The sequence below is a fragment of the Aliidiomarina maris genome (assembly GCF_003987335.1).
GTDB classification, from domain to species: domain Bacteria; phylum Pseudomonadota; class Gammaproteobacteria; order Enterobacterales; family Alteromonadaceae; genus Aliidiomarina; species Aliidiomarina maris.
The window spans coordinates 325,075-348,175 of the sequence record NZ_PIPK01000001.1; the positions used below are offsets into that span (position 1 = coordinate 325,075).

The following is a 23,101-nucleotide window of genomic DNA, read 5'->3' on the forward strand; positions in this document are numbered from 1 at the left end:
CCGGTAGCCAAGTGCCGAAATGCAGAGGTTTAAAGTAGAAAATAGGCGTTAGGAAAAGATTGCAGCACTAGAAACAAAAAAATCGCCATGAAGGCGATTCTTTTTTCCTGAGCTTAGTTCTTAAGTGGCGGAGCGGACGGGACTCGAACCCGCGACCCCCGGCGTGACAGGCCGGTATTCTAACCAACTGAACTACCGCTCCACACTAAGAAACTCAGGATGTAGCGTCGTAAACCTTGTGCAAATGGCGGAGCGGACGGGACTCGAACCCGCGACCCCCGGCGTGACAGGCCGGTATTCTAACCAACTGAACTACCGCTCCACTGCACGTGGCATTACGTCAGGTACTACTTACATTGAGAGTTGAGTTGGCGGAGCGGACGGGACTCGAACCCGCGACCCCCGGCGTGACAGGCCGGTATTCTAACCAACTGAACTACCGCTCCACGTTTGCCCTCAATGCGGCGAGGATAATACGAGCAGCCTGCGCCTCAGTCAACCCCTTTTTTAAGGTTTATGCGCGTTTGCGCACGAAATCATCAAAACGCTCACTTTTTAGCTTTCTTTGCGCCTTTCTTCGCCGGTTTAGCCCCGCGCTTACCAATCATACCTTTGCGCCAAAGTAGCCAAACAATCCAACTTGTCGCCAATAACAAGTTAAATGCAATGATCATCATCAGTATGCGAACCTGACTACGCTGGGCTTGCTGCTCAGCTTCGATACGCGCGACTGCCGCGGCTTCACGTTCTGCCAAACGCTGCTGCATCAATTCCTCGTCACTTGGGCCTGGTGGCTCTGGTTGACGGGAAATAAATTCGTAGTCGTCCAATTGCGCCACTATTTCACGACCGTCGTGGCGTGACGTTGCATACAAAGTGGCACGCACACTAAACAACCCAGTGACATAGTTTGGAATGCGTTGCACCAAGCTATCACCTTGTTTGGTACGAATATCTATCAGCTGCAGTTCACCATTAGGAAACTCTACTTCACCGCGCAAAACAATATCTGCGGGGTCGAAGTATGCATCATTCACTTTGAACTCGAGCCGATGCGAACGCTCAGCCACTTCTGAGACGTCTACATGGGTGGTCGCTGGCAAGCGAGTGATTCGAATCGGAGGCTGCTCGAAAGTACGTTGATACAAAGGGGTGTGCGCACGGTACGACGGAATATAAGATCCCGTCGGCACGCTGAAATCAATTTCACCAGTAAATTCACCGTCTCGGGCACGTGCGTCTAAACCTCGTCCGTCATCGACAAATTCACCGACAAGACGTGGATTCAGACCAAAGTTCTCTTCATTTTCGCTATTGGTGCTGACCAAGTACATTTGCATTTCAATCGCGTTACGAAAATCACGTTGTTCAATGGGCTCACCGGCTTCTGAAAAGCGCCCCGTCACGGCAAGACGTTCACCGCGAAAAATCAACTCAGGTAAAGGGTCCGCTTGAAAAGTTAAATCGGAAATCACCATCAAGCGACTTTCTGAGCGCAACTCGCCAGATACTTGCCAAGGCCCACGCATCGGGTTTTGAATTCTGACTTGATCAAAGCCAGGCCCGGATTCCCAGCGCACATGCTCAGGGTGACGTGAGCTATACCATTTACTGCCATCGGGCAGAATCAGTACCACTGGACGGCTTTGGGTTTGGCGGAAAAACACCATAGTGATTTCATCAATATGGTCGTCAATGCGAAAGCGATCGCCCAATAGAGGTAGTTGCGAGTCAGGGGTCATGTCCGCCAGACGAAACGCGTCGTAGGGGTTTGGCAGGCGTTCGCTGGTCTGCGCTGACGCCTTAGGCACCGACACGACACCGATAAGCGCCACACACATCAGCAAGCTACTCAGTGCGACGCTTATGGCATTGCCAAATTTTATCATTGTTGCGGCCAAAGAGACGGCCCTCCCTTCTCGCTGAGCTGACGAATGCGCTCAAGATGCGCTTTCTCTTCTTCGGCCGACGCAGCTAAAACCTTTAGCGCGGGGCGCTGATTATCTAAACGGCGAATGGCTGTCGGGTCAATCCCCGCCCCGTCCGCGCCTTTGTCCTGCAGCGATAATTTACGCTGCCCACCAGACATCCATAGATACACATCGGCTAAGATCTCCGCATCTAACAAAGCGCCGTGCAGCTCGCGGTGTGAATTATCAATATCGAAGCGTTTACACAGAGCGTCCAAGCTAACGCGCTGGCCTGGGTATAACTTGCGCGCGAGTGCCAGGGTGTCAAGCACATCAGCAATGCGGTCCACGCGATAATCAGAATTAAGGCGCGCGAACTCATGATCCATATGACCGACGTCGAAGGGCGCGTTGTGGATGACTAGTTCGGCGCCACGAATGAAATCAACAAACTCATCTGCGATTTGCGCAAACACGGGCTTGTCTTGTAAGAATTCGTTGGTGATACCATGAATTTGAATAGCTTCTTCTTCAACCAAGCGCTCAGGATTCAGGTACACATGGTAATGACGCCCAGTCAGTTTACGATCGATTAACTCGACACAGCCAATTTCAATGATACGATGTCCCTGTTTCGGGTCGATACCTGTGGTTTCCGTATCTAACACGATTTGGCGGCGGGCTTGCGAGTCTGTCAGTTCGTGCATGTATCACCTTCGCTGTCTGTACTTATATAAATGCGGGCTTATAGTAGCAACATCACCACGCGAGAAGAAGTATGCCTTTACAGCATGTGGATATATTTACCGATGGGTCCTGCTTGGGGAACCCAGGACCTGGCGGATACGGCATTGTATTACAAGCCGGTAAGCATGAAAAAACCATGCAGCAAGGATTTCGTTTAACCACCAATAACCGTATGGAGCTGATGGCCACCGTAGTGGCACTGAACGCGTTAAAAAAGCGTTGTGCGGTCGAACTATATACCGATAGTGAGTATGTTCGCCAAGGGATTACGAAATGGATTCATGGATGGAAAAAGAAAGGTTGGATGACTGCAAGTAAGAAACCGGTTAAAAATCAAGATTTATGGCAAGCCCTGGACCAAGCCATTGTGCGTCATGACATCAACTGGCATTGGGTCAAGGGGCATTCGGGTCACCCACAGAATGAGCAATGCGACCAACTTGCACGGTCAGCCGCAGAGCAAGGCCCGCATGAGGAAGACTACGGGTACGACGCCAACGCGTAAGGTTAGATTTTACGACTGACGAACCAACCTAGTCCCATGCACGCTACAAATGTGATGGTTGCGATACTGCCCGAGGTTAACGCGGCAATCGCGGGACCCGGGCAATATCCGACTAATCCCCAGCCAAGCCCGAATAGCACCGCGCCGACTAATAGGCGACGGTCAATCTGCTGGTTGGTTGGGGCATGAAATTCGCGCTCACATACCGGCGCTTGGCGTTTTTTACTCAGGAAGTAACCCGGCGCGAAAACGGCCAACGCAGCAGCCATCACTAAGGCCAAGCTTGGGTCCCAGTTCGGGCCAATATGTAAAAAGCCAAGTACTTTATTCGGGTCTATCATGGCTGAGACTGCCATGCCCAAGGTCATTAGTAAGCCACTTAAAAATGCAATGATAATTACCATGTCGCCGCTCCTTGGGTGAATGCCGTGGCGATCAATACGCCTGCGAGCATAAACACTATAGTTGCGCTGAGTGAGCGCTTCGACAGTCGCCCGATACCGCAAATACCATGACCCGAGGTACAGCCAGAGCCTAACCCTGTACCGATACCCACCAATAAGCCAGCCACCACCACTTGCCAGCCCAATTGCGGCGTGGCGTAACTAAAGTCTTGCCAGAATGATGTCAGCACCAAGGGTCCACATAACAAGCCAGCGACAAAGGCTAGCCGCCAGCCGCGGCCTTGGGCGTTGGTAAACGCTTGCTGGGTAATGCCTGAAATGCCCGCAATACGGCCCAGAAATAGCCACAATATAAGTGCACCGGCGCCGATCATCGCGCCACCCGCCAATGCGCTGAACGGTGTAAAGTTTTCCATCATTGATACTCGCTTGATTATTTAACCACTGGTTTGTCGGCATCCACCCACGCTTGCATACCACCAGCCACTGAGTACACACGCTCCAATCCCATTTGCTGCAGCGCATCAGCTGCCAACGCAGAACGTCCGCCTGAGCGGCAAATTAAGTAGGTTGGGCGTTGACGCAGCTGTTCTAGCGCCACTTCGGGGGCACAACCGCTGGCAACCACCTGCGGGTGACTCGCCAATTGAAATTCAAGTACGCCACGTGGCAAGTTCACTGCCTGAGCGATATGATGGTCGGCATATTCTGCCGGCTCGCGGGTGTCGATAATCAGCGCATCGGTTTCAAGGACTTGAGCTAAATCATTGACACTCACCTCTTGGATGCGTTGTTTTGCTTCTGCAACTAATTGTTGTGCTGTTTTCATCATTCTCTCCTATTTAAATCGAATCTATCTAAAGTCAATGCTGGTAAGTTGTTGTAACTACCAGACAGATTGGTAGATAACTACCACCGCCATCATCAATAAAAAGACCGCAAAGCCCTGTTGCATCCGTTGCTTGGGCAGGTGGCTTCCTAACCAACTACCGACATAACTGCCTAAGACACCAGCAACCACCATGGTCACAATCACTTGCAGGTCGAATTCATAGCCGGCGTTGACCATAGGTACATAATACTGGGCAAAACCGACCGTCGATTTCAGCGCGATAATGACTAAGCTGGTCGCCACCCCAATCGGTAAGCTCAGCCCGGCCAATAACACCAAGGCAGGGACAATTAAGAAGCCGCCACCGACGCCTACAAAGCCAGTAATGGCGCCCACTAGCGTACCTTCCAACATGACCTTGTAGGGCTTAATCACCACAGGCTGGGTGGCTTCAGGTAGCTTCACGCGCCACATCATCCATGCTGCCACTACCATGAGCAGCGCAAACACCAATAATTGCCAACGTGGATCAACCATTAGGCCTGCCAAAGCGCCTAACCAAGTACCAAAGATGCCAGGCACACCAAATAGCGCCACATGGCGCCAGCTAATTAAGCCTTTTATGCCATTTCGTACCGAACCAAACGCGCTGATACCTGCGACAATCAGTAGCGATGAAGCGATTGCGACTTGCGGGGGTTGGTGTAGTAAGTACAGCAACACGGGCACCGTTAAAATAGAGCCGCCCGAGCCAAACAAGCCCAAACTAAGACCTATAATCAGAGCACCCAATAACACCATGTGTTGCGTATCCTCTACCAAGGTTAAAACAATATTCTTTTTTAGAATATGTATATAACCACAATTATAAGTATTAATTAATATTTGTCAACGGGGTTGTTCCAGCGTGCTTGAGCGGGCTGAGCACTGCGCATCGGCTGCGCAAAACGTAAAAAGCTTGGGTTGGGGGTTAACGGGTACACGCGCTTACGTGCAATCATAAAATAGCTGCCACGCAGCCAAGGTACATGGTGACACAGCGGGTTACTGCGCTGCTCAATCGCCGACTCATCACCGAACCAAAGTGCGTGCTCACTGACATACCCTTGGGTGAGCACTTCATAGTTTAATAAGCTTAGCCAGTCGGCGACGCGTTGGCGAGTGAGTAAGCGGCAGTTCCATGGTGCGCGCCCAAAGTGCGACGGCCATAAACCAGTCAAGTTGGCAAGCGCCAGTGGGTTGAATGCAGAGATCACGAGGTAACCGTCAAAAGCCAGGCAACGGTCGGCTTCACGCAGCACTTGATGGGGATCTCGCGCATATTCCAGTACATGCGCCATCACGCACATATCGACACTGCGTTTAGCAAAAGGTAGCGCCATTAAATCAGCTCGCACTCGAGCGCTATCGCCCGCATGCACGCTGATAACTTCAGTTGCCTTACATGCGGTAGCAACCGCCTCGCTCAATGGCCCCAAAGTAAGTGCGTAATCACCCGCCATACGACTCCAGAACGGATCGAAGGCTAGCTTTTCTTGGCGGCTAAGCCAGCGCCCAAAAGCAATATCCTGCCAACTCATGGGTTGGGCTTTTGCGCGGTCAATTAATGCGGGTTTAATAAACACCTTGAGCCCCTTATACTAGTGCTTAACTGAACAGCTATAGGTAGATGCTATGCAAATGAACGTAAGCGCTATTCCAGCGTTCGACGATAATTATATCTGGGTCATCGATAACCAACACGATTGCATTGTGGTCGACCCAGGTCAAGCGCCAGGCGTACTCGAGTTTATTGCTCAGCACCAACTGCGCTTAGCGGCGATCTTGATTACCCACCACCACGGCGACCACACTGGGGGTGTGCGCGACATTCTTGCGCAACACGAATGCCCGGTGTATGGCCCTGAAAACTCGCGTTTTGACGGTATTACGCACCCCGTTCATGAGGGCAACACCGTGCATATTGACGCACTAGCGCTCGAGTTTGCAGTGCTAGAATGCCCAGGCCATACCCTAGACCATATTGCATTTTATGCACAGCCGTGGCTTTTTTGTGGCGACACTTTGTTTTCTGCGGGCTGCGGGCGTATGTTTGAAGGCCAACCGGCGCAATTTTTAGCCAGCCTTGATAAGCTAGCAGCGCTACCGGCTGAGACGGAAGTCTACTGTGCCCATGAATATACCGCTGCTAACCTCAGCTTTGCTAACGCTGTAGAGCCAGATAACCAAGCAATACACCAACATCAAGCTTGGGTTGCACGTAAACGTCAACACGATCAGATGACGCTGCCCAGCAGATTAGCGCTCGAACTTGAGATCAACCCATTTTTACGCACTCGGGTGAATAGCGTCAAACAAGCGGCACAAGCGCATGCTGAACACGCATTGACATCGCCGACTGACGTCTTCGCCAGTTTGCGCGCGTGGAAAGATAACTTCTAACTCAAGGTGATAGTAGCTTTGTTGGTTACTTTACTTAATTCTTAGCACAAATGGCGTAGTTTTTGCTCGACAAGCTGGGTAAAATATAGACTTTGTTTTTATATCAACTCACGGTATAAGTGAGAAAAGGCCATAGAGCCGTGCGCTAAAGGTATTATATGAAACGATTGAGTATTGCCGTACTCAGCGCGTTGTCTTTGTCTGCGTGCCAGACAACGCAGTGGGTACAAGACAATCTTAGGCCAACCGCTGGCAACCAAGTTCAAACCGTAGACAGCTTAGATGAAGGTATTGCGCGTTTCGCCGCCAATGGCAACGTCAAAAAGCTGACAGTTAATGACACCACGCCAAATCTTATGCGTGCCGATTTGTCACCCCAACAGCAAGCTGACTTGTGGGATCGTATTCGCATGCAGCTCAGCCTTGAAGTGCCTGACAATGAACGCGTGCAAACCCATATTGACTGGTATAAAAGCCATCCAAATTACCTGAATCGCATTTCGCAACAGGCCGCACCCTTCTTACATTTAATTATTGAGATGATTGAAGAGCGCGACCTGCCAGTTGAATTAGCGTTAATTCCGATTGTGGAAAGTGCCTACGATACTTTCGCTTATTCTCACGGCAGCGCTTCGGGTATTTGGCAGTTTATTCCAAGTACTGCAGTGCACTATGGTATCGAAATTAATTGGTGGTACGACGGCCGTCGCGATATTTTGGCCGCCACCGAAACAGCACTGGATTATTTAGAGCGCTTGCACCGCACCTTTAATGGCGATTGGGAACACGCATTTGCCGCCTATAATGCGGGACAAGGCCGTGTTGCCGGACATATTCGTCGTGCCGAGCAAGCCGGCCAGCCAAGTGACTTTTGGTCACTCGACCTGCCTCGTGAAACTCAAAACTATGTGCCGAAAATTCTCGCCCTTGCAGAGTTACTGCGCAATAGTGAAGATCACGGTGTAAGCTGGACTTACATTGCCAACCAACCGGTGACAACTGTGGTCGAGTTGGACAATCAGATTGACTTAGCTCAAGCCGCTGACATGGCAGGCATGAGCTTAAGTGAGCTGCACCGCTTCAATTCGGGCTATAACCGTTGGGCCACAGGGCCTGATGGTCCGCATCGTTTACTGTTACCTGCAGAGAACGCCGAACTTTTCAGTCAGCAGTTAGCTCAGTCATCGCCTGAGGACTGGATGAATTGGCAGCGTCATGAAGTCAAAAGTGGCGAATCATTGAGCCGTATCGCACAGCAATATGGCACCACAACTCGCGCCATTCAATTAGCCAATAATATTGACGGTCACGTTATTCGCCAAGGCGACCACCTACTGATCCCAGTGGCAAGTTTGGACTTGGTAGAATATACCCTTAGTGCCGAACAACGCCGTACTGCAACGCAAAACCGGTCGCGTGGCAACCATCGTATTAATCACCAAGTTGTCAGTGGCGATACCCTTTGGGATTTAAGCCGCACTTATGGTGTGCCTGTACGTAGCTTAGCCAGCTGGAACAATATGGCACCGGGTGATTTTTTACGCCCTGGCCAAACGCTGACCATTTGGCGACAAGAGCGTCCAGCCGCCGCAACCAACGACGCGGTGGTGCGCGCCGTGCATTATCGTGTGCGTTCAGGTGATTCCCTTGACCGCATCGCGAATCGTTTTCGGGTGAGCATTAGCGACATTGAACGCTGGAATAAAATCAACCGCGAGCGCTTTTTACAGCCAGGTCAGCAATTAACCTTGTACGTTGACGTGACCCAGGTGAGTATCTGATGAAGCGGCTTTTACTGATTAGCATTTGCCTGATTTTATGGGCGCTCTCTACCTCGGTAAAAGCCGTTGGCTCTGAAGTCGAGCACGGTGATCGTGGGTTTTCGCACCGCATGCAAGGAACTGCCACCCTAGCCAGCGGCGAGTCAATCGACATCAACATGTTGATCGGATTTCAGCAAAGTCAGACACGCGGATGGTACTTCCGGGTTGGTCCTGAGTACGTGTTTCGGGACAACCCACCGTCATCGTATTATTTGAATATGATCATGGACGGCAACGGCCAAGCCTATGTGCTGGAGTTTAGTCAACAGCCGTTGAAGCATTTTAAGGTGACATTTGAAGGTCGGGAGATTGAGCTGATGCAGGCAAGCAGTGCAGATATTTCCTTCGGTATGCGCTTACGTATCGACGACCGCCAGTTTCTCTTTGATAGCAGCCACCCTCGCCTGCGTATTGAGTTTAGCGAGCAAGGTCTAAGTAACATTGTCGCTGAGCGCACCTTGCGCGACTTATCGATTCGCCGTGCCCAATAGGACACGGCGTTCAATCGCCTGGCTAGCCGCGATAACGCGCTAGTACGTCTACCAGCTCGGCTTCAGACCACACCGGTACACCGAGCGATTCGGCTTTACTCAGCTTTGAACCCGCCTTATCGCCAGCAATCAATGCCGTCGTCTTAGCCGACACACTACCTGCCACCTTCGCGCCCAGTGCCATCAACGCCTGCTTAGCTTCATCGCGGGTCATCTCGCTCAAGGTGCCTGTAATCACATAGGTATTGCCCTGGAACGGCAACTCAGCGGCATCAGCGCCAGCCACCGGCGTTGGGTCCGGCCAATACACGTAGCCACGCGTGTCTTGTTCATCATGCGGCCACTGTCGTGGCTTCGTTAAGCCTTCAATCACTTCAATGTTATGAGGTTCCCGGAAAAACCGATACACGTGCTCAGCAACAACTGCACCGACGTCGTTCACTTCCTGCAATTGCTCACGACTGGCACTGATGAGTGCTTCCAGTGAGGTAAAATGGGTGGCAAGGTTTTGTGCCGTTGCCTCGCCAACTTCACGTATACCTAAGCTATATAAAAATTTCGCCAAGGTAGTTTGACGGCTTTTGCTAATGGCGCGGACTAGATTGTGTGCGGACTTGTCGCCCATGCGCGGCAGCGAGGCCAATTGATGTGCGGTCAGGCGATATAAATCAACTGGACTGGTCACCCACTCGCGCTCAACCAAAGCCTCAATTAGCTTGTCACCCAGGCCGTCAATGTCCATGGCTTTGCGTGAAGCATAATGGATCAGCGCTTGCTTGCGCTGCGCCGCGCAATATAAGCCGCCGCTACAGCGCGCCACCGCTTCACCCTCGACCCGCTCTACCGCGGAATCACACACCGGACATTGCACGGGAAATTCAATGGCATGAGTTTCGGCAGGCCGTTCGTCAAGCACCACACCGACCACTTGTGGGATCACGTCGCCGGCGCGCCGAATGATGACGCGGTCGCCAATACGCGCCCCTAAGCGCTCAATTTCATCCGCATTGTGTAAGGTTGCATTTGATACCACCACACCCGCCACATTGACCGGTTCAAGGCGAGCTACTGGGGTAATAGCACCAGTGCGCCCAACCTGAAAATCAACACCTTGTAACCAGGTTAATTGTTCCTGAGCTGGGAATTTATACGCCACTGCCCAACGCGGAGCACGCGCAACGAACCCGAGCGTCTCTTGCAGCGCAATCGCATCGACTTTAAACACGACGCCGTCAATTTCATACTTCAGGCTGTCGCGCTTTGCCATGATGTCGGCGTAATACCCATGACAGGCAGCATTATTCGGTAACTGACGTGTTTCGGGGCATACTGGAAGCCCCCACGCTTTAAGCTGCATTAGCCGTGCATAGTGACTATCATCATCAAGCTCACGTTGCGGTTCAACTTGCCCCATGGCATAGGCATAAAACATCAAGGGTCGCTTGGCGGTAATTCTCGAATCGAGCTGTCGTAAACTACCCGCAGCCGCATTACGCGGGTTAGCAAACACCTTGTCGCCTTGCTCGCGCGCACGCTCGTTATACTCGGTAAAACCGGCCAACGGCATAAACACTTCACCGCGAACTTCTAAACGCTCTGGCACGTTACCCGTCAGTTTCAGCGGTACATTGCGAATCGTACGCACATTGGCGGTGATGTCTTCACCTTGATACCCGTCGCCGCGCGTCGCCGCACGCACCAACTTGCCTGCTTCGTAGAGTAAGCTTACCGCGGCACCATCTAGTTTAGGCTCCGCACACCAGGTTAACTCTGAGGTTTGACTACGCTCACCGACGCGACGGATAAAATTATCCATACTGTCTTGGTCAAAGGCATTGTCTAACGACAACATTGGCACTTCGTGAGTGACGCTGGCGAAGGCTCCCGCAGGTGGTGCACCTACTTTTTGGGTTGGCGAATCATCGCTGGCTAACTGCGGAAATTCAGCTTCCAACGCCAGCGTGCGTTGAAAGAGTCTATCGTACTCTGCGTCAGGTACACTGGGAGCGTCCTGCACGTAATATTCGTTATTTAACTGGATTAACCGCTCACGCAGTTTAGCCAGCTCAACGCTGGCTTGTTCTAATGCTTTGGTCATTCACCTTTACCACTGAACTGAAGGTTTTTGCAGGCGCTGCTTGCGCTCAAACTCGCGGATACGCTGATAGGTATGCTGCACCGATTGCTTGGTCACCGGGTTACGATTACCATCCAACACCGCCGCGCGAGGCATTGCGTCGGCAATTTTATTGGCCGCATTATACATCATAGTGAACGCCTGATGGCCGTCGCTTTTAAGTGGCAATGTCATAAATAAGACAATGCCCTGGGAGTGGAAGCGTTCCATATTAGTAATATCAAAGGTGCCGGGGTTAAACATATTCGCCACACTAAACAACACGGGGCCATGGCCAGAAGACTCTTGATGGCGATGGAAAATGTCCATATCGCCGTACTTTAAGCCAAGTTCAGCGGTCATTTGCAGCAAAATAGCACCTTGAATGTCACCGGTCACAAACAAGGTGATCACTTCCATATCAGGCGCTTTTTGGGTGGGGGCTTGTTTCTTATCTGCGCTGGGCGCCTTATCGGCTTGGCGTGTTAAATGCTCTTCATCGTCACTTAGCAGCTGCTCTGGGTCATCCTCAAATGCGTCACGGGTTACCACCTCATCGAGGTCAATATCAAGTTCATCCGCGCTATCAATACCGGATTCATCAGCGCTCAAGGTTCGGGGCTCGACATCATCCAACAATGCCTCCGCCTGGTCGTTGTCGGCCTCTGAGCGCTTCCGTGTAGGTGCCTGCTGACGCTGTGCGAATGTGTCGTCTTCTAAATCAATTTCCATTTGCTCGATATCGGCGGCTAAATCTTGCTGTGCAAACAAATCATCGGTTAAACCTAAGTCCAACTCGGGTTCGCGTACTTGTGCGCGCACGCTGTCATCTGCATTTGCTTGCTCGACATGCACGGCTCGTTGCTTGCGGCTCGGCCGCGGCTTCAATGGGTCTTGCAGCGTCGATTCGTCAACGGTTTCGTTTTGACTGAATAAATCTTCAGACGAACGTCTACGTTTGCGTTCAACCTGCTCGCGCCGGTCTTTCGCCGCTTGGTTGTTACGCCGAATCGTCAACAAGCCATGGGCCAGCAAGGCTAAAATAATCATTAACCCAATAATAATTAAAACCGTACGCATACTATCCATCTTGGACTCTCAAACCTTTTTGTTATCAGCAACTGCGCTGGGGAACCCAATACCGCCTCAATTAAGCTTCCGCCATCGCAACGGCGGCGTCAACATCCACGGCTACTAACCGGCTAACACCCGGCTCCTGCATGGTGACCCCAGCTAAATGGGTTGCCATTTCCATAGCAATTTTATTATGGCTAATATAAATAAATTGTACTGTTTCCGACATTTCTTCCACTAAGCGACAAAAACGTCCGACGTTCGCATCATCTAATGGTGCATCGACCTCGTCCAGCATACAAAACGGCGCTGGATTGAGGCGGAAAATTGCAAATACTAACGATAATGCGGTTAGCGCTTTTTCGCCACCCGAAAGCAAATGAATCGTACTATTTTTCTTGCCTGGTGGCCGCGCCATAATGGTAACACCTGTTTCCAGTAAGTCATCATCTGTTAACGCTAAATATGCACTCCCGCCACCAAAAACCTTCGGAAACAGCTGTCCTAAGTCACTGTTTACTTGATCGAAAGTTTTGCGAAAACGTTGGCGTGTTTCTTTATCTATCTTCTTAATCGCGTCTTCCAGTAGCGCTAGCGACTGGGTTAAGTCATCGTGCTGGGCATCCAGGTACGCTTTGCGCTCAGCTTGTGCCTGGGCTTCTTCTATCGCCGCTAAGTTAATCGCGCCGAGTTGTTGCAGGCTGCGGCTAATCTTATCAAGCCGTTGCTGCCAAGCCGCTTCATCTGCGTCTGCAGGCATACTTTCCAAGACTTGCTTCAGTGAGTAACCTGTTTCTTGTAGCCCTTCGAGCAAACTGTGTCCGCGCTCACGCGCAGCGGTTAATGCCAGCTTACTGGCTTCAACTTTTTCACGTTGCGCTTCGATGCGCTGTTGAACCCCTTGCTGGCCTTGGTTGAGGGTTCGAATTTCAGCGTCTACCTGAGCCAGCTGTTCACCTAGATCACGGCGCCGTGTTTCTGCTTCTTCACGACGTAATAGCGCTTCTTCTAATTGTGCTTGCTCAAGCTCAGTGTCTACGTCGCTCTCGCTAGCGCTCAGCAAATCAATTCGCTGTTGCAATTGAACTTTGCTTTGCTGCAAGCGTGCTAAATTACGCTCACTGTGCTGCGCGCCTTGCTTCGACTGTTGCACTTGCAGGTTGAGCTGATGACCTTGCTGTTGCAGTTGCTGAAACTGATCGCGAAGCGGCTGCAGCTCTTGCTTCAAATCATTAACCCGCTGTTGCAGCTGCTGTAACTGGGGGTTGTGCTGAGCGAGTTGGTCGGCGTACTCCTCGCGTTCAAGCGCCAGCATGTGGCTTTTTTCAGTGTGCTCAGCAAGCTGCAAACTGACCTGCTCAAGTTCAAGCTGTAACTCATCGAGGCGATGCTGTTGATCGCTATGCTGCCGACGCAAGGTGTCACATTGAGCCGTGAGCTGCACACTTTGCTGGTGGGCGTCGCGCCAACGCTGCTGAGTTTGTTGAGCTTGCTGTTTCGCTTGTTGCAACGCATCTTGGGCCTTGTGCACTTGCTGTGTTACCAGGCTGCGTTGCGGCTCAAGGGTTTGCTTACGGGCGTTTAAAGCGTCCCACATACGCTGCCAGGCCAATACCTGATGACCATCTTGGGGTGTCTGACGCCAAGCATCTTTGGTGTAAATTCGCCCTTTCTCGTCGACCCCCATCGCCAGCCCGCTTTGGCGTAATGTCGCCAATGCCTCGGCTCCATCGGGTATCCAAGCAACCTGGCGAAATAAGCTGAAGTAAGCACCTAGCCCCTGCTTAATCGAGTCCTTGCCGCCGCTGACTGAACGCGCCAGCAAATGGTGCGCTAAACTCGCAGAGGGAGGTGCTGGCTGCTCCGTATCAAGCGCTAACAGTTGACCATGCTGCCCTGGGGCAGTGACAATAGTATCAACGTCTTGACCCAACAAAACCGGCGCATTCAGCCAAGGCTCAGCCACTGCCTCGACAGCCAAACTATAGACATCGTCAACCTGCAACAACTCGCGCAGTGGGCGCCACTCATATTGCTCTAACCAGGTTTGCAGTGCCTCGCTCGGTGGTGTATCCGCGTTATCAAGTAAGGTCTGATAACTATCTAATTGGCTATTCACATTTAGCCAATCTTGCTCGACGCTTTGCTGTGCTTGACGCTGGTTTTCAAGTTCCATTTGAGCTTGGTTGAGGTCATGCTCCGCTTGGCTATGGGCCGCTTCTGCGGCGCTTAGCTGCTGCTGTTGCTGCAAAAGTTCAGCGTTTGCTTGCGCCAACTGTGCTTCAATGGTTTGGTGCTTTATAGTTTCGATACGCTGCTCGGTGTCTCGCTGCTGCTGCAACAAGCGCTGCGTCAATGCCTGCTGGCCCTCAAGCTGAGTGCTGATGACCTGGACTTGTTGACGCTGGTGCTCAACCTGCTGCTGCGCCTGCTGAAGTTTAGCTTGTGCTTGCTCTATCGCGTCATCGTGCGTATCCAGACGCGCCGCCGCTTCTTCTTGCTTGGCTTGATGTAGCGCAATCATAGGCTCTAAGCGCACAAGATCCGCTTCAAACGTAGCCTGTTCGTCATGCTCAGCTTGATACTCTTGGTCAAGTTGGGACAACTGCCATGTCGCATCCTGAAGATCTTTGCGGCGTTGCTCCGCCAGTTGCCGTTGGTGCTGCAACCCTTGTTCGATGCGGGTAATTTCATTATTGCACTGATAAAACTGCTGGGTCGCATCGTCCAACTGATCTTTGAGGTCTTGTTGCTGTTCACGCAACTGGTGTTGACCATGCTCGGAGCCACGTTGCTGCGCCACCCAACGTTCAAGCTCGGTTTGTTGTTCAGCTAACTGTTGTTCATTGAGATCGCATTGTTGCTGGTAGTGGTTCCAACGTAAACCCTGCAACTGTGCCTTAAGTTCGCGCTCTTCGGCTTTTAATGCTTTATAACGCTGTGCCGCCGCCGCTTGGCGTTGCAACTTGCTTAATTGCGTGCCTAGCTCATCGCGCACGTCGGTTAGGCGCTCGAGGTTTTCATGGGTTTTGCGCATCCGGTTTTCAGTTTCTTTGCGCCGCTCTTTATATTTTGAAATCCCCGCTGCTTCTTCGATAAAGACGCGTAGTTCTTGCGGACGTGACTCAATCAATTTGGATATCATGCCTTGTTCGATAATGGCGTAACTGCGCGGCCCTAAGCCAGTACCTAAAAACAAATCAGTAATGTCGCGACGACGACATTTGCTGCCGTTCAAGAAGTAATTGGACTGCCCATCGCGGGTCACCACGCGTTTGACCGAAATATCGTTATAGCTAGCGAATTCGCCTTGTAAGCGCCCTTCGCTATTATCAAAAACCAACTCAACACTGGCTCTGGACACAGGTTTGCGCGCACTGGAACCATTAAAAATAACATCGGTCATGGCGTCGCCACGCAGATTTTTCGCCGAACTTTCACCCAACACCCAGCGTACCGCGTCAATCACATTTGATTTACCACAGCCGTTTGGCCCCACCACACAGGTCATTTGGTCGGGAAAAGGCACCTTTGTGGCGTCCACAAAAGATTTAAAACCAGCAAGTTTGATATAATTTAGGCGCATGTAGTTGGTATTATTATTGGCGTTGTCAGGTTGCTATGGAATCTTCATTTCAATCACTAGTCTAGCGGTAAACTACGTGTTTCCACAAGAATGTTAGTAAGCTGCAAATCTACACGATTCGAATTGCGCTAAAGCCTCGAAATTACTACACTATAGCGCTTTTACTACGGGCATTTGCGATTGTTTTACCAAGATGTAAAGCCAATCTTGCAGCCCAAAGCCAAGACGAACGAAGGGAGTCATGACGGGTGTGGAATGAATTGTTAAAGTCTAAGCTGCGGTTCTTCAGTAACGATTCAGCATTTGGTCAGCGTAGCGCGCTGGTGGCAACCTGCCTATTCGCCAGCTCAGCCGCAGTCGCCGCTGAACCGCGCCAAACCATCGATATCAATGGCGAGGCGGTCAAATACAACCTCAGCACATCACTTTGGACTACGCACTTTAACCCACGTCCCGAGCATAACAATACGCAACGCTTTTTAGGCATTGAGCGCTATGGCGATAATTTTGTCACGCGACCACTACAGCAACGATTCGAACGCTTAGCGGAAGCTGACCCTATGCTCGGTATCGCGCACTTTCGTAACTCATTCGACCAGAGTACCATTTTCGCCTACGCTGGCTTTACGCAAGCCATTTGGCAACGCGAGTCATGGCAAGCGCGAGTCAAAGTAGGTGCGGGCTTTATTCATGGTTATCGCAATGAATTTCAAGATAAAATTCCATTCAATAGCTTTGGCACCGCGCCTGCCGCCATTCCTAGTTTGACCCTGCATTATCAACGGTTTAATGGTGAGATGATTCTTTTTGGTACGTCTGGCGTCATGCTAAACGTGGGTTACAGCTTTTAACACCGCTATTGCATTAGTCAACATTACTACTATATGATTGTAACGGTAATGTTAACAATAGCGGTGAAGTATGTACGCTCATCTCGGCAAATCTGTACGCCATTGGGCTCGTTCCGTAACAACCTGTTGTCTGCTGCTCAGCCTAACGACGGTAGCAAGTGAGGTAACGAATAACACGCAAACCACTGAAGCTCTTCAGGCTCAGGCAAATCGCACCGACATTGTTATTATCAGTGATATCCACCCAAGTGCGTACGCCGGGGGCAACTCGCCAGTGCTGGACATCAGAGCCCAGCTGTTCGACTTCTATTCGCCTTACCTGAGCGATTACCAGCTTCATTCACGCTTTATCAATGCACCCAGAGCGCTTAGCGAAATGCAGCAACGTACCAACTATTGTTGGCCAAAAGCGGTCAAAACAGCAGAACGCAGTGCATTGGGCTATTTTTCATCACAACCTCAGGTAGTTTTTCCACCATTGCGCCTCTACATGTTGGCGAGCCACCCACGCGCGGCGCAAGTGCGCGACTTAATTAACCGCAGTCCAGACGGACATGTCCCCCTTGAAGTGCTAGTAGAGCTCGGGCCTGAACTCGTACTTGGCGCTATGCGCGGCCGCTCGTACACCCCTGCAGTCGATAGCGTGATTCAAACACTCGAACCAAACGGACAAGTTTGGATACGTACCGTTCCTGATCGCGCTACTGGGTTATTCGACATGTTGCTCAACGGACGTATCGACATGTCACTGCATAATTCAGTGGAAATGCGTCATTTTATGGATTTGCGCCAACTTGAACCAGAGCTGCTGGTTGTTCCACTGCGCGAAGCCAGCGAGCCACTACTGGGTTACGTGATGTGCAGCCGCTCTGATGTGAGCCGCCGATTCCTTGCTGATCTTGACCGTGCAATTACCGATAGCGTGAAACAGCGCGGGTATTTTGATTTGCATATGAGTTGGGTGCCGGAAGCCGAGCAGGCTTACTACCAACAGATTTATAATCAACAGTTCGGTACCTATTTTGAATTGTCAGACAAACCACAGGGCGCAGACTAATCTGCACCCTGCTCGTCGTCCAGCACTGCGCTGTCAGCCAGACGTTTATTCGGCTGCACGCCCAAGCTGCGAAACTTCTCAACCCGGCTAACTAAGTTGCCACGGCCTTCAGACAGTTTATTGAAGGCACTGTCTAAATGTTTGGTGGACGCATCCAGCGCCCCCCGTACCTTATTCATATCGTCAACGAAGCCGACAAACTTGTCATACAAGCGAGCTGCGTCACCAGCGATACGCTGTGCATTCTGATTTTGATATTCATATTGCCAAATATTATGCACAGTGCGCAGTGCAACGAGTAAATTGGTCGGGCTGACCAACATAATATTGTTGTCCAGCGCTAATGAAATCAACTCAGGATCTTTATCCACCGCCAGCAGGAATGCTGGTTCTAATGGCACAAATAACAACACATAATCCAGCGTTCGAACACCATCTAAGCTGTGGTAATTTTTCTTACCTAATTGCTTAATGTGCTGACGCAACGACTGAATATGTTCCTGCAATGATGCTTGGCGGACTAGGTCGTCGTCACTATTGAAGTAACGCTCATAAGCCACCAGCGACACTTTCGAGTCAATTACCACATCTTTTTGGTTCGGTAGATGCACCACCACATCGGGTTTAAACGCCTTGCCTTGCTCATCTTTATGTTGGGCTTGGGTGGTATATTCGTGCCCCTCGCGCAGCCCCGATTGTTCCAGCATGCGCGCAAGCACCACTTCGCCCCAATTGCCTTGCTGCTTATTGTCGCCTTTCAGCGCCAAGGTTAATGCACGCGCTTCGCTAGCCATATGCTGGTTTAGTTCGCGCAGTTGATTTAACTGCTGGGTTAAAAACGCACGTTGCTTCGTTTCATCACTGAACTGAGCCGCGACCTGCTGACCAAAGCGGTCAATCTGTTGGCGCAGTGGAGCTAACGTATGTTGTAGATCATCTTGATTGCGCTTGGCAAATTGTGCCGATGTCTGTTCTAAAATACGCGCGGCTAAACGCTCAAATTCTTTTTCTAAGCGCGCTTCACTTTTCTTCAATAATTCGATTTTCTCATCTGCATGGGCGCGTTGTTGTTCGGCTGCCGTGCGCGTACTCGCCAATTTAACCTGGAGTTGCTGGCTGTCATGCTGCGCCTCTCTGAGTTGTTGCTGTAATTGCTGCAACTGACTTTGTTGCTCGGACAGCTGTTGCGCCAACAAACGCTGCGGCTGACGCTGCCACCCATACCCTAGCAACCCACCCACTAACAGCACACCAGCGCCCGCAGCAAGTGCTTGCCACCACTCAAAGGTCCATTGCATGTTGAACTCCCAACTTAAATTTAAAAAAAGCCTGCGTAGATAAACTAGGCAGGCTTCATAATGCGTTACGCTAACGACTTTGCGTTATTTACTCAGTGCAGCATCCGCTTCGGCAATCTTCACCGCCCATGTTGCAGGCCCTGCTTGGTGCGCATTGTTACCTTGGGAGTCTACCGCAACAGTCACTGGCATGTCTTCTACTTCAAATTCGTAAATAGCTTCCATACCCAAGTCGTCAAATGCCACCACCTCAGCTTTCTTAATTGCTTTTGCCACTAAGTAAGCGGCGCCGCCAACCGCCATCAAATACACCGCTTTATGCTGAGCGATACTTTCAACGGTTTTCTGGCCGCGTTCAGCCTTACCAATCATGCCAATAATGCCAGTTTGCTCCAGCATGGTATCGGTAAATTTATCCATCCGCGTTGCGGTGGTAGGACCGGCTGGGCCTACTGCCTCATTGCCAACAGGGTCAACTGGGCCGACGTAATAAATAAATTTATTGGTGAAATCGACCGGTAGCTTCTCGCCTTTGCTGAGCATATCCGCAATACGTTTATGTGCTGCATCGCGTCCAGTTAACAGCTTACCGCTCAGCAACACGGTTTCACCCATTTGCCATTCCAGTACGTCGTCTTTTTTCAGCGTGTCTAAATTCACTCGACGTACATTCTCGCCAACTTCAAAGGTGATATCTGGCCAGTCTTCCAACTTAGGCGGCTGTAAGTCGGCTGCACCGCTGCCATCAAGGGTAAAGTGTACGTGGCGAGTTGCCGCGCAGTTTGGTATCAAGGTGACAGGCTTCGACGCCGCATGGGTCGGTAATGACTTGATTTTCACATCAACCACAGTGGTCAAACCGCCTAAGCCTTGGGCACCAATACCCAGCTTGTTGACGCGCTCATAGATTTCCAGGCGCAACGCTTCCTCTGCGTTGTTTGGACCACGTGCTATCAGCTCCTGAATATCGACTGGGTCCATCAATGACTCTTTTGCGAGTACCGCAGACTTTTCCGCAGTGCCGCCAATGCCTAAACCAATCATCCCAGGCGGGCACCAACCAGCGCCCATCTTCGGCAAGGTTTCCACCACCCAATCAGCAATTGAGTCGCTTGGGTTTAACATCACCATCTTCGATTTGTTTTCGGACCCGCCACCTTTGGCCGCAATCATGACCTCAACACAGCCACCGTGCACCATGTCAATGTGAACCACGGCTGGTGTGTTGTCACCGGTGTTTTTGCGCGCCCCGGCCGGGTCGGCCACGATGGATGCACGTAAAGGGTTGTCTGGGTTGTTGTATGCACGGCGGGTGCCTTCATCAACCATCTGCTGCACTGTCATGTCGGTTTTGTCCCACTTCACGTCCATCCCGACCTTGACAAAACACGTTACAATACCAGTGTCTTGGCAAATCGGCCGGTGACCTTGTGCAGACATCCGCGAATTTTGCAGCATTTGTGCGATCGCGTGCTTGGCTGCCTCACTCTGCTCGCGCTCGTAGGCATCGGCCAAGGCTTCAACGAAATCAAGTGGGTGATAGTAGGAGATAAATTGCAAAGCATCAGCAATACTATCAATGAAATCTTGTTGTTTAATGGTTTGTGCGCCGCCCGTAACAGCACCTTTTGCAGCAGACATAGCTTACCTCATGTCAGTCGATGTGCAGCAACCTTGCGGCAGCCAACACGGTTCTGGTTGTCTGGTATTTGATACACCCGCATGCGAGTGCAGGCCGGGATAGCGTGTCCCGAAATCGTTGATTATGATACTCTGTTTGCCATTGCGCTGCCAGTTGGAGACAGGTTTTATATGCATGCAGCCCCTCAAGCATCAACTCGCGACCCCATGTATCTGACCAGTCGCGAAGTTGACTATTCAAAGTGGAGCGACGCGCTCGCTATTTTTACCCCATTTGCTGATGAGCCTTGGGCCATGCTGCTTGATTCCGCAGCTAGTGAGCACCAGAACAGTCGTTACGATATCATTGTGCGCCAGCCACTGATGACTCTGACGTATCGACATGCGCAGACCCCCGACGCCTCGCCATTTGCTGAACTTAGTCAATGCTTAGCCAAGGTGCCAGCCTATCGCGGTACACATGCGTTACCATTTACCGGTGGCGCTTTGGGCTATTTAGGTTACGACGCGGGGCGCTGGTGCGAAACCATTACCCCCGCTGCACGCGCATTGCCTGTTGATGCGGCATCCAGCCCACGACATGACAGTAGTCAGGTGCACGCCGCCGAAGCCGATATTGCACTTGCGGACATCGCGCTCGGTTTTTATCAACACGCCATTGTCATTGACCACCACGCAAAACGCAGCTTTATCTTGGGCCCAGAAACCCAGTTGCAAACTGGCGATTGGGAACAACAGGTAGCCGACTTTTGGCAACCTATCCATCGTCTTGGCGAGGCGGATTTCTATCTTACTGCGGCATGGCAGAGCAACATGAGTGAGGCGGATTACCACACCCGGATTGGGCAGATTAAAGCCCATTTAAATGCTGGTGACTGTTACCAAATTAACCTTGCACAGCGCTTTTGCGCGCCTTATACAGGTAGCACATGGCAAGCCTATCAGGCGTTGCGTGAAGCCAATCGCGCGCCGTTTTCGGCCTACTTGAATGTACCCGACGGACAGGTTTTGAGTCTGTCACCTGAGCGCTTTATTCAAAGTTCAAGCACGGGCAAGGTGCAAACCAAACCGATCAAAGGCACCCGACCTCGAGCTGCCGACCCTGTGCAAGATGAGCTAAATTTGGCGCAATTGCAGCAATCGGGCAAAGACCAAGCTGAGAACTTGATGATAGTGGATCTGCTGAGAAATGATCTGTCGCGAACTTGCCTGCCCAATAGCGTGCGAGTACCCAAATTATTCAGTATCGAAAGTTTCGCCGCGGTTCATCACTTAGTCAGCACCATTGAAGGCCAGCTTGCCGATCCCCTTGATTCCGTAGCCTTATTACAAGCCGCTTTCCCCGGTGGCTCAATCACCGGCGCCCCCAAAGTCAGTGCGATGCAGATCATTGAGTCGTTAGAGCCGCATCGGCGCAGTGTGTATTGCGGCAGCATTGGTTATATCAATCAGGACGGTAGTTGCGACACGAATATTGCGATTCGTACGCTAGTGGCGTGTCAGCAACACCTGTATTGTTGGGCGGGTGGCGGTATTGTACTCGATTCAGATGCCGCTGCTGAGTATCAGGAAACCTTTGATAAAGTGAAACGAATTGTACCACTGCTGACCGCACTCAATCGCGGCCACAGAGATAAGCCTCTGGCCAATACCGCTGATGGCCAGCCCTTAGGAGGTCAGCGTGCCGATTAAAACGCGAACTGACTTCCTGACCCGATTTATGCTCGCGCCACCGAGCCCCACGCGCTTTTCGACACAACAGTCATTAGCGGCGTCGGCGGTGCTGATCCCTATGTATGAAAGTGAGCGCGGCTTAGAAGTGGTATTTACCACGCGTAGCCAGCACCTGCGCCATCATGCAGGCCAAATTTGCTTTCCTGGCGGGCGCAGTGAACATCATGACAACAGCCTTGCGGACACTGCGCTACGTGAATTTGAGGAAGAGCTGGGCGTTGACAGAGCGCAAGTCGAGCTCTTGGGGCAACTCCCTGATATGCCGGTGGTGAGTCGTTTTTTAATTCGCCCATATGTCGGTTTTCTTGCCGCGCAACCGCAGTGGCAACCCGACGCCAATGAAGTTGGCGATGTATTTAGCGTGCCTTTACACGAATTATTGCAGCATCAGCAACATTTTGCGTTCACGGCGGAACGCTTAGACATGCAGCGCATCTGGTTTATTCCGTGGCAACAACGCATAATCTGGGGCGCTACTGCAGGCATAGTGCGTAGTTTAAGCGAACAGCTACGGCCCGAATATAAAGCGCTGTACCGACCACTTAACTAGCACTTGCAAGCAACCACTTTCGCCCCCACACTAACGGGCA

General features: G+C 51.3%; 20 protein-coding genes and 3 tRNA genes. 8 read left to right on the forward strand and 15 right to left on the reverse strand.

Features of this window, described 5'->3' with window-relative positions; translation table 11 throughout:
- Positions 1 to 125 precede the first annotated feature (125 nt).
- The 5 genes from CWE07_RS01570 to dnaQ all read right to left on the reverse strand — a co-directional run bounded on the left by CWE07_RS01570 (position 126) and on the right by dnaQ (position 2,617).
- Positions 126 to 202: transfer RNA gene (locus CWE07_RS01570), tRNA-Asp, on the reverse strand.
- Positions 203 to 245: 43 nt separating this feature from the next.
- Positions 246 to 322 (reverse strand) — tRNA-Asp (locus tag CWE07_RS01575).
- A 47-nt stretch (positions 323 to 369) separates the two neighbouring features.
- Positions 370 to 446: transfer RNA gene (locus CWE07_RS01580), tRNA-Asp, on the reverse strand.
- A gap of 102 nt (positions 447 to 548) precedes the next feature.
- The gene (locus tag CWE07_RS01585; RefSeq protein ID WP_111568182.1) at positions 549 to 1,889 is read right to left on the reverse strand and encodes a TIGR03503 family protein; all 1,341 of its coding nucleotides are present in this window, start codon (positions 1,887 to 1,889) and stop codon (positions 549 to 551) included.
- Entirely contained in the window at positions 1,886 to 2,617 is a 732-nt protein-coding gene (gene dnaQ / locus CWE07_RS01590; protein WP_111568183.1) for a DNA polymerase III subunit epsilon, read from the reverse strand. Before dnaQ ends, CWE07_RS01585 begins: the two co-directional genes overlap by 4 nt.
- A 71-nt stretch (positions 2,618 to 2,688) precedes the next feature.
- On the opposite strand from dnaQ, the gene rnhA reads away from it, so the two are divergent.
- Entirely contained in the window at positions 2,689 to 3,162 is a 474-nt protein-coding gene (rnhA, locus tag CWE07_RS01595) for a ribonuclease HI (RefSeq protein ID WP_111568184.1), read from the forward strand.
- A 2-nt stretch (positions 3,163 to 3,164) separates the two neighbouring features.
- Here the strand turns inward: rnhA and CWE07_RS01600 are convergent, their stop codons facing one another.
- The 5 genes from CWE07_RS01600 to CWE07_RS01620 form a co-directional block, all read right to left on the reverse strand.
- The gene (locus CWE07_RS01600; protein WP_111568185.1) at positions 3,165 to 3,566 is read right to left on the reverse strand and encodes a DUF6691 family protein; all 402 of its coding nucleotides are present in this window, start codon (positions 3,564 to 3,566) and stop codon (positions 3,165 to 3,167) included.
- Positions 3,560 to 3,982 carry a YeeE/YedE family protein gene (locus tag CWE07_RS01605; RefSeq protein ID WP_111568364.1) on the reverse strand — a complete coding sequence of 141 codons (423 nt, stop codon included), beginning with the start codon at positions 3,980 to 3,982 and terminating at the stop codon, positions 3,560 to 3,562. The genes CWE07_RS01600 and CWE07_RS01605 overlap by 7 nt, the downstream gene beginning before the upstream one ends.
- Positions 3,983 to 3,999: 17 nt before the next feature.
- The gene (locus CWE07_RS01610; protein ID WP_111568186.1) at positions 4,000 to 4,395 is read right to left on the reverse strand and encodes a rhodanese-like domain-containing protein; all 396 of its coding nucleotides are present in this window, start codon (positions 4,393 to 4,395) and stop codon (positions 4,000 to 4,002) included.
- A 57-nt stretch (positions 4,396 to 4,452) separates the two neighbouring features.
- Positions 4,453 to 5,199 carry a sulfite exporter TauE/SafE family protein gene (locus tag CWE07_RS01615; protein ID WP_111568187.1) on the reverse strand — a complete coding sequence of 249 codons (747 nt, stop codon included), beginning with the start codon at positions 5,197 to 5,199 and terminating at the stop codon, positions 4,453 to 4,455.
- A 77-nt stretch (positions 5,200 to 5,276) separates the two neighbouring features.
- Positions 5,277 to 6,023 (reverse strand): class I SAM-dependent methyltransferase, encoded by a 747-nt coding sequence (locus tag CWE07_RS01620; RefSeq protein ID WP_111568188.1) that lies wholly within the window; start codon positions 6,021 to 6,023, stop codon positions 5,277 to 5,279.
- Positions 6,024 to 6,078: 55 nt separating this feature from the next.
- Between CWE07_RS01620 and gloB the strand changes: the two genes are divergently transcribed.
- The 3 genes from gloB to CWE07_RS01635 all read left to right on the forward strand — a co-directional run bounded on the left by gloB (position 6,079) and on the right by CWE07_RS01635 (position 9,154).
- Complete coding sequence (gene gloB / locus CWE07_RS01625; RefSeq protein WP_111568365.1) at positions 6,079 to 6,840, forward strand: hydroxyacylglutathione hydrolase; 762 nt, start codon at positions 6,079 to 6,081, stop codon at positions 6,838 to 6,840.
- Positions 6,841 to 6,998: 158 nt separating this feature from the next.
- Positions 6,999 to 8,621 (forward strand): LysM peptidoglycan-binding domain-containing protein, encoded by a 1,623-nt coding sequence (locus tag CWE07_RS01630; protein WP_111568189.1) that lies wholly within the window; start codon positions 6,999 to 7,001, stop codon positions 8,619 to 8,621.
- Positions 8,621 to 9,154, forward strand: coding sequence for a hypothetical protein (locus tag CWE07_RS01635; protein ID WP_111568190.1), 534 nt, complete (start codon positions 8,621 to 8,623; stop codon positions 9,152 to 9,154). The genes CWE07_RS01630 and CWE07_RS01635 overlap by 1 nt, the downstream gene beginning before the upstream one ends.
- 22 nt (positions 9,155 to 9,176) lie before the next feature.
- Here CWE07_RS01635 and ligA read toward each other — a convergent pair whose 3' ends face one another.
- The 3 genes from ligA to smc all read right to left on the reverse strand — a co-directional run bounded on the left by ligA (position 9,177) and on the right by smc (position 15,930).
- On the reverse strand, positions 9,177 to 11,252 hold the full coding sequence (gene ligA / locus CWE07_RS01640) for an NAD-dependent DNA ligase LigA (protein WP_111568191.1): 2,076 nt from the start codon (positions 11,250 to 11,252) through the stop codon (positions 9,177 to 9,179).
- A 6-nt stretch (positions 11,253 to 11,258) separates the two neighbouring features.
- Complete coding sequence (gene zipA, locus CWE07_RS01645) at positions 11,259 to 12,350, reverse strand: cell division protein ZipA (protein ID WP_157983195.1); 1,092 nt, start codon at positions 12,348 to 12,350, stop codon at positions 11,259 to 11,261.
- A 70-nt stretch (positions 12,351 to 12,420) separates the two neighbouring features.
- The gene (gene smc / locus CWE07_RS01650) at positions 12,421 to 15,930 is read right to left on the reverse strand and encodes a chromosome segregation protein SMC (RefSeq protein ID WP_111568193.1); all 3,510 of its coding nucleotides are present in this window, start codon (positions 15,928 to 15,930) and stop codon (positions 12,421 to 12,423) included.
- 260 nt (positions 15,931 to 16,190) lie between these two features.
- Between smc and CWE07_RS01655 the strand changes: the two genes are divergently transcribed.
- Together CWE07_RS01655 and CWE07_RS01660 are read left to right on the forward strand one after the other, a co-directional pair.
- Complete coding sequence (locus tag CWE07_RS01655) at positions 16,191 to 16,781, forward strand: sn-glycerol-3-phosphate transporter (RefSeq protein WP_157983196.1); 591 nt, start codon at positions 16,191 to 16,193, stop codon at positions 16,779 to 16,781.
- Between the two features lie 70 nt (positions 16,782 to 16,851).
- Positions 16,852 to 17,838, forward strand: a complete 987-nt coding sequence (locus CWE07_RS01660) for a hypothetical protein (protein WP_111568195.1) — start codon at positions 16,852 to 16,854, stop codon at positions 17,836 to 17,838.
- On the opposite strand, the gene rmuC is transcribed toward CWE07_RS01660, so the two are convergent.
- Both rmuC and CWE07_RS01670 read right to left on the reverse strand, forming a co-directional pair.
- The gene (rmuC, locus tag CWE07_RS01665) at positions 17,835 to 19,136 is read right to left on the reverse strand and encodes a DNA recombination protein RmuC (protein ID WP_111568196.1); all 1,302 of its coding nucleotides are present in this window, start codon (positions 19,134 to 19,136) and stop codon (positions 17,835 to 17,837) included. The genes CWE07_RS01660 and rmuC overlap by 4 nt on opposite strands.
- An 84-nt stretch (positions 19,137 to 19,220) precedes the next feature.
- A complete protein-coding gene (locus CWE07_RS01670; RefSeq protein WP_111568197.1) occupies positions 19,221 to 20,777 on the reverse strand; it encodes a fumarate hydratase in 1,557 nt (518 codons plus the stop codon).
- Between the two features lie 171 nt (positions 20,778 to 20,948).
- Between CWE07_RS01670 and pabB the strand changes: the two genes are divergently transcribed.
- Positions 20,949 to 22,469, forward strand: a complete 1,521-nt coding sequence (gene pabB / locus CWE07_RS01675; protein WP_241973985.1) for an aminodeoxychorismate synthase component I — start codon at positions 20,949 to 20,951, stop codon at positions 22,467 to 22,469.
- A complete protein-coding gene (locus CWE07_RS01680; RefSeq protein ID WP_111568198.1) occupies positions 22,459 to 23,061 on the forward strand; it encodes a CoA pyrophosphatase in 603 nt (200 codons plus the stop codon). Before pabB ends, CWE07_RS01680 begins: the two co-directional genes overlap by 11 nt.
- The last annotated feature ends 40 nt before the right edge of the window (positions 23,062 to 23,101 follow it).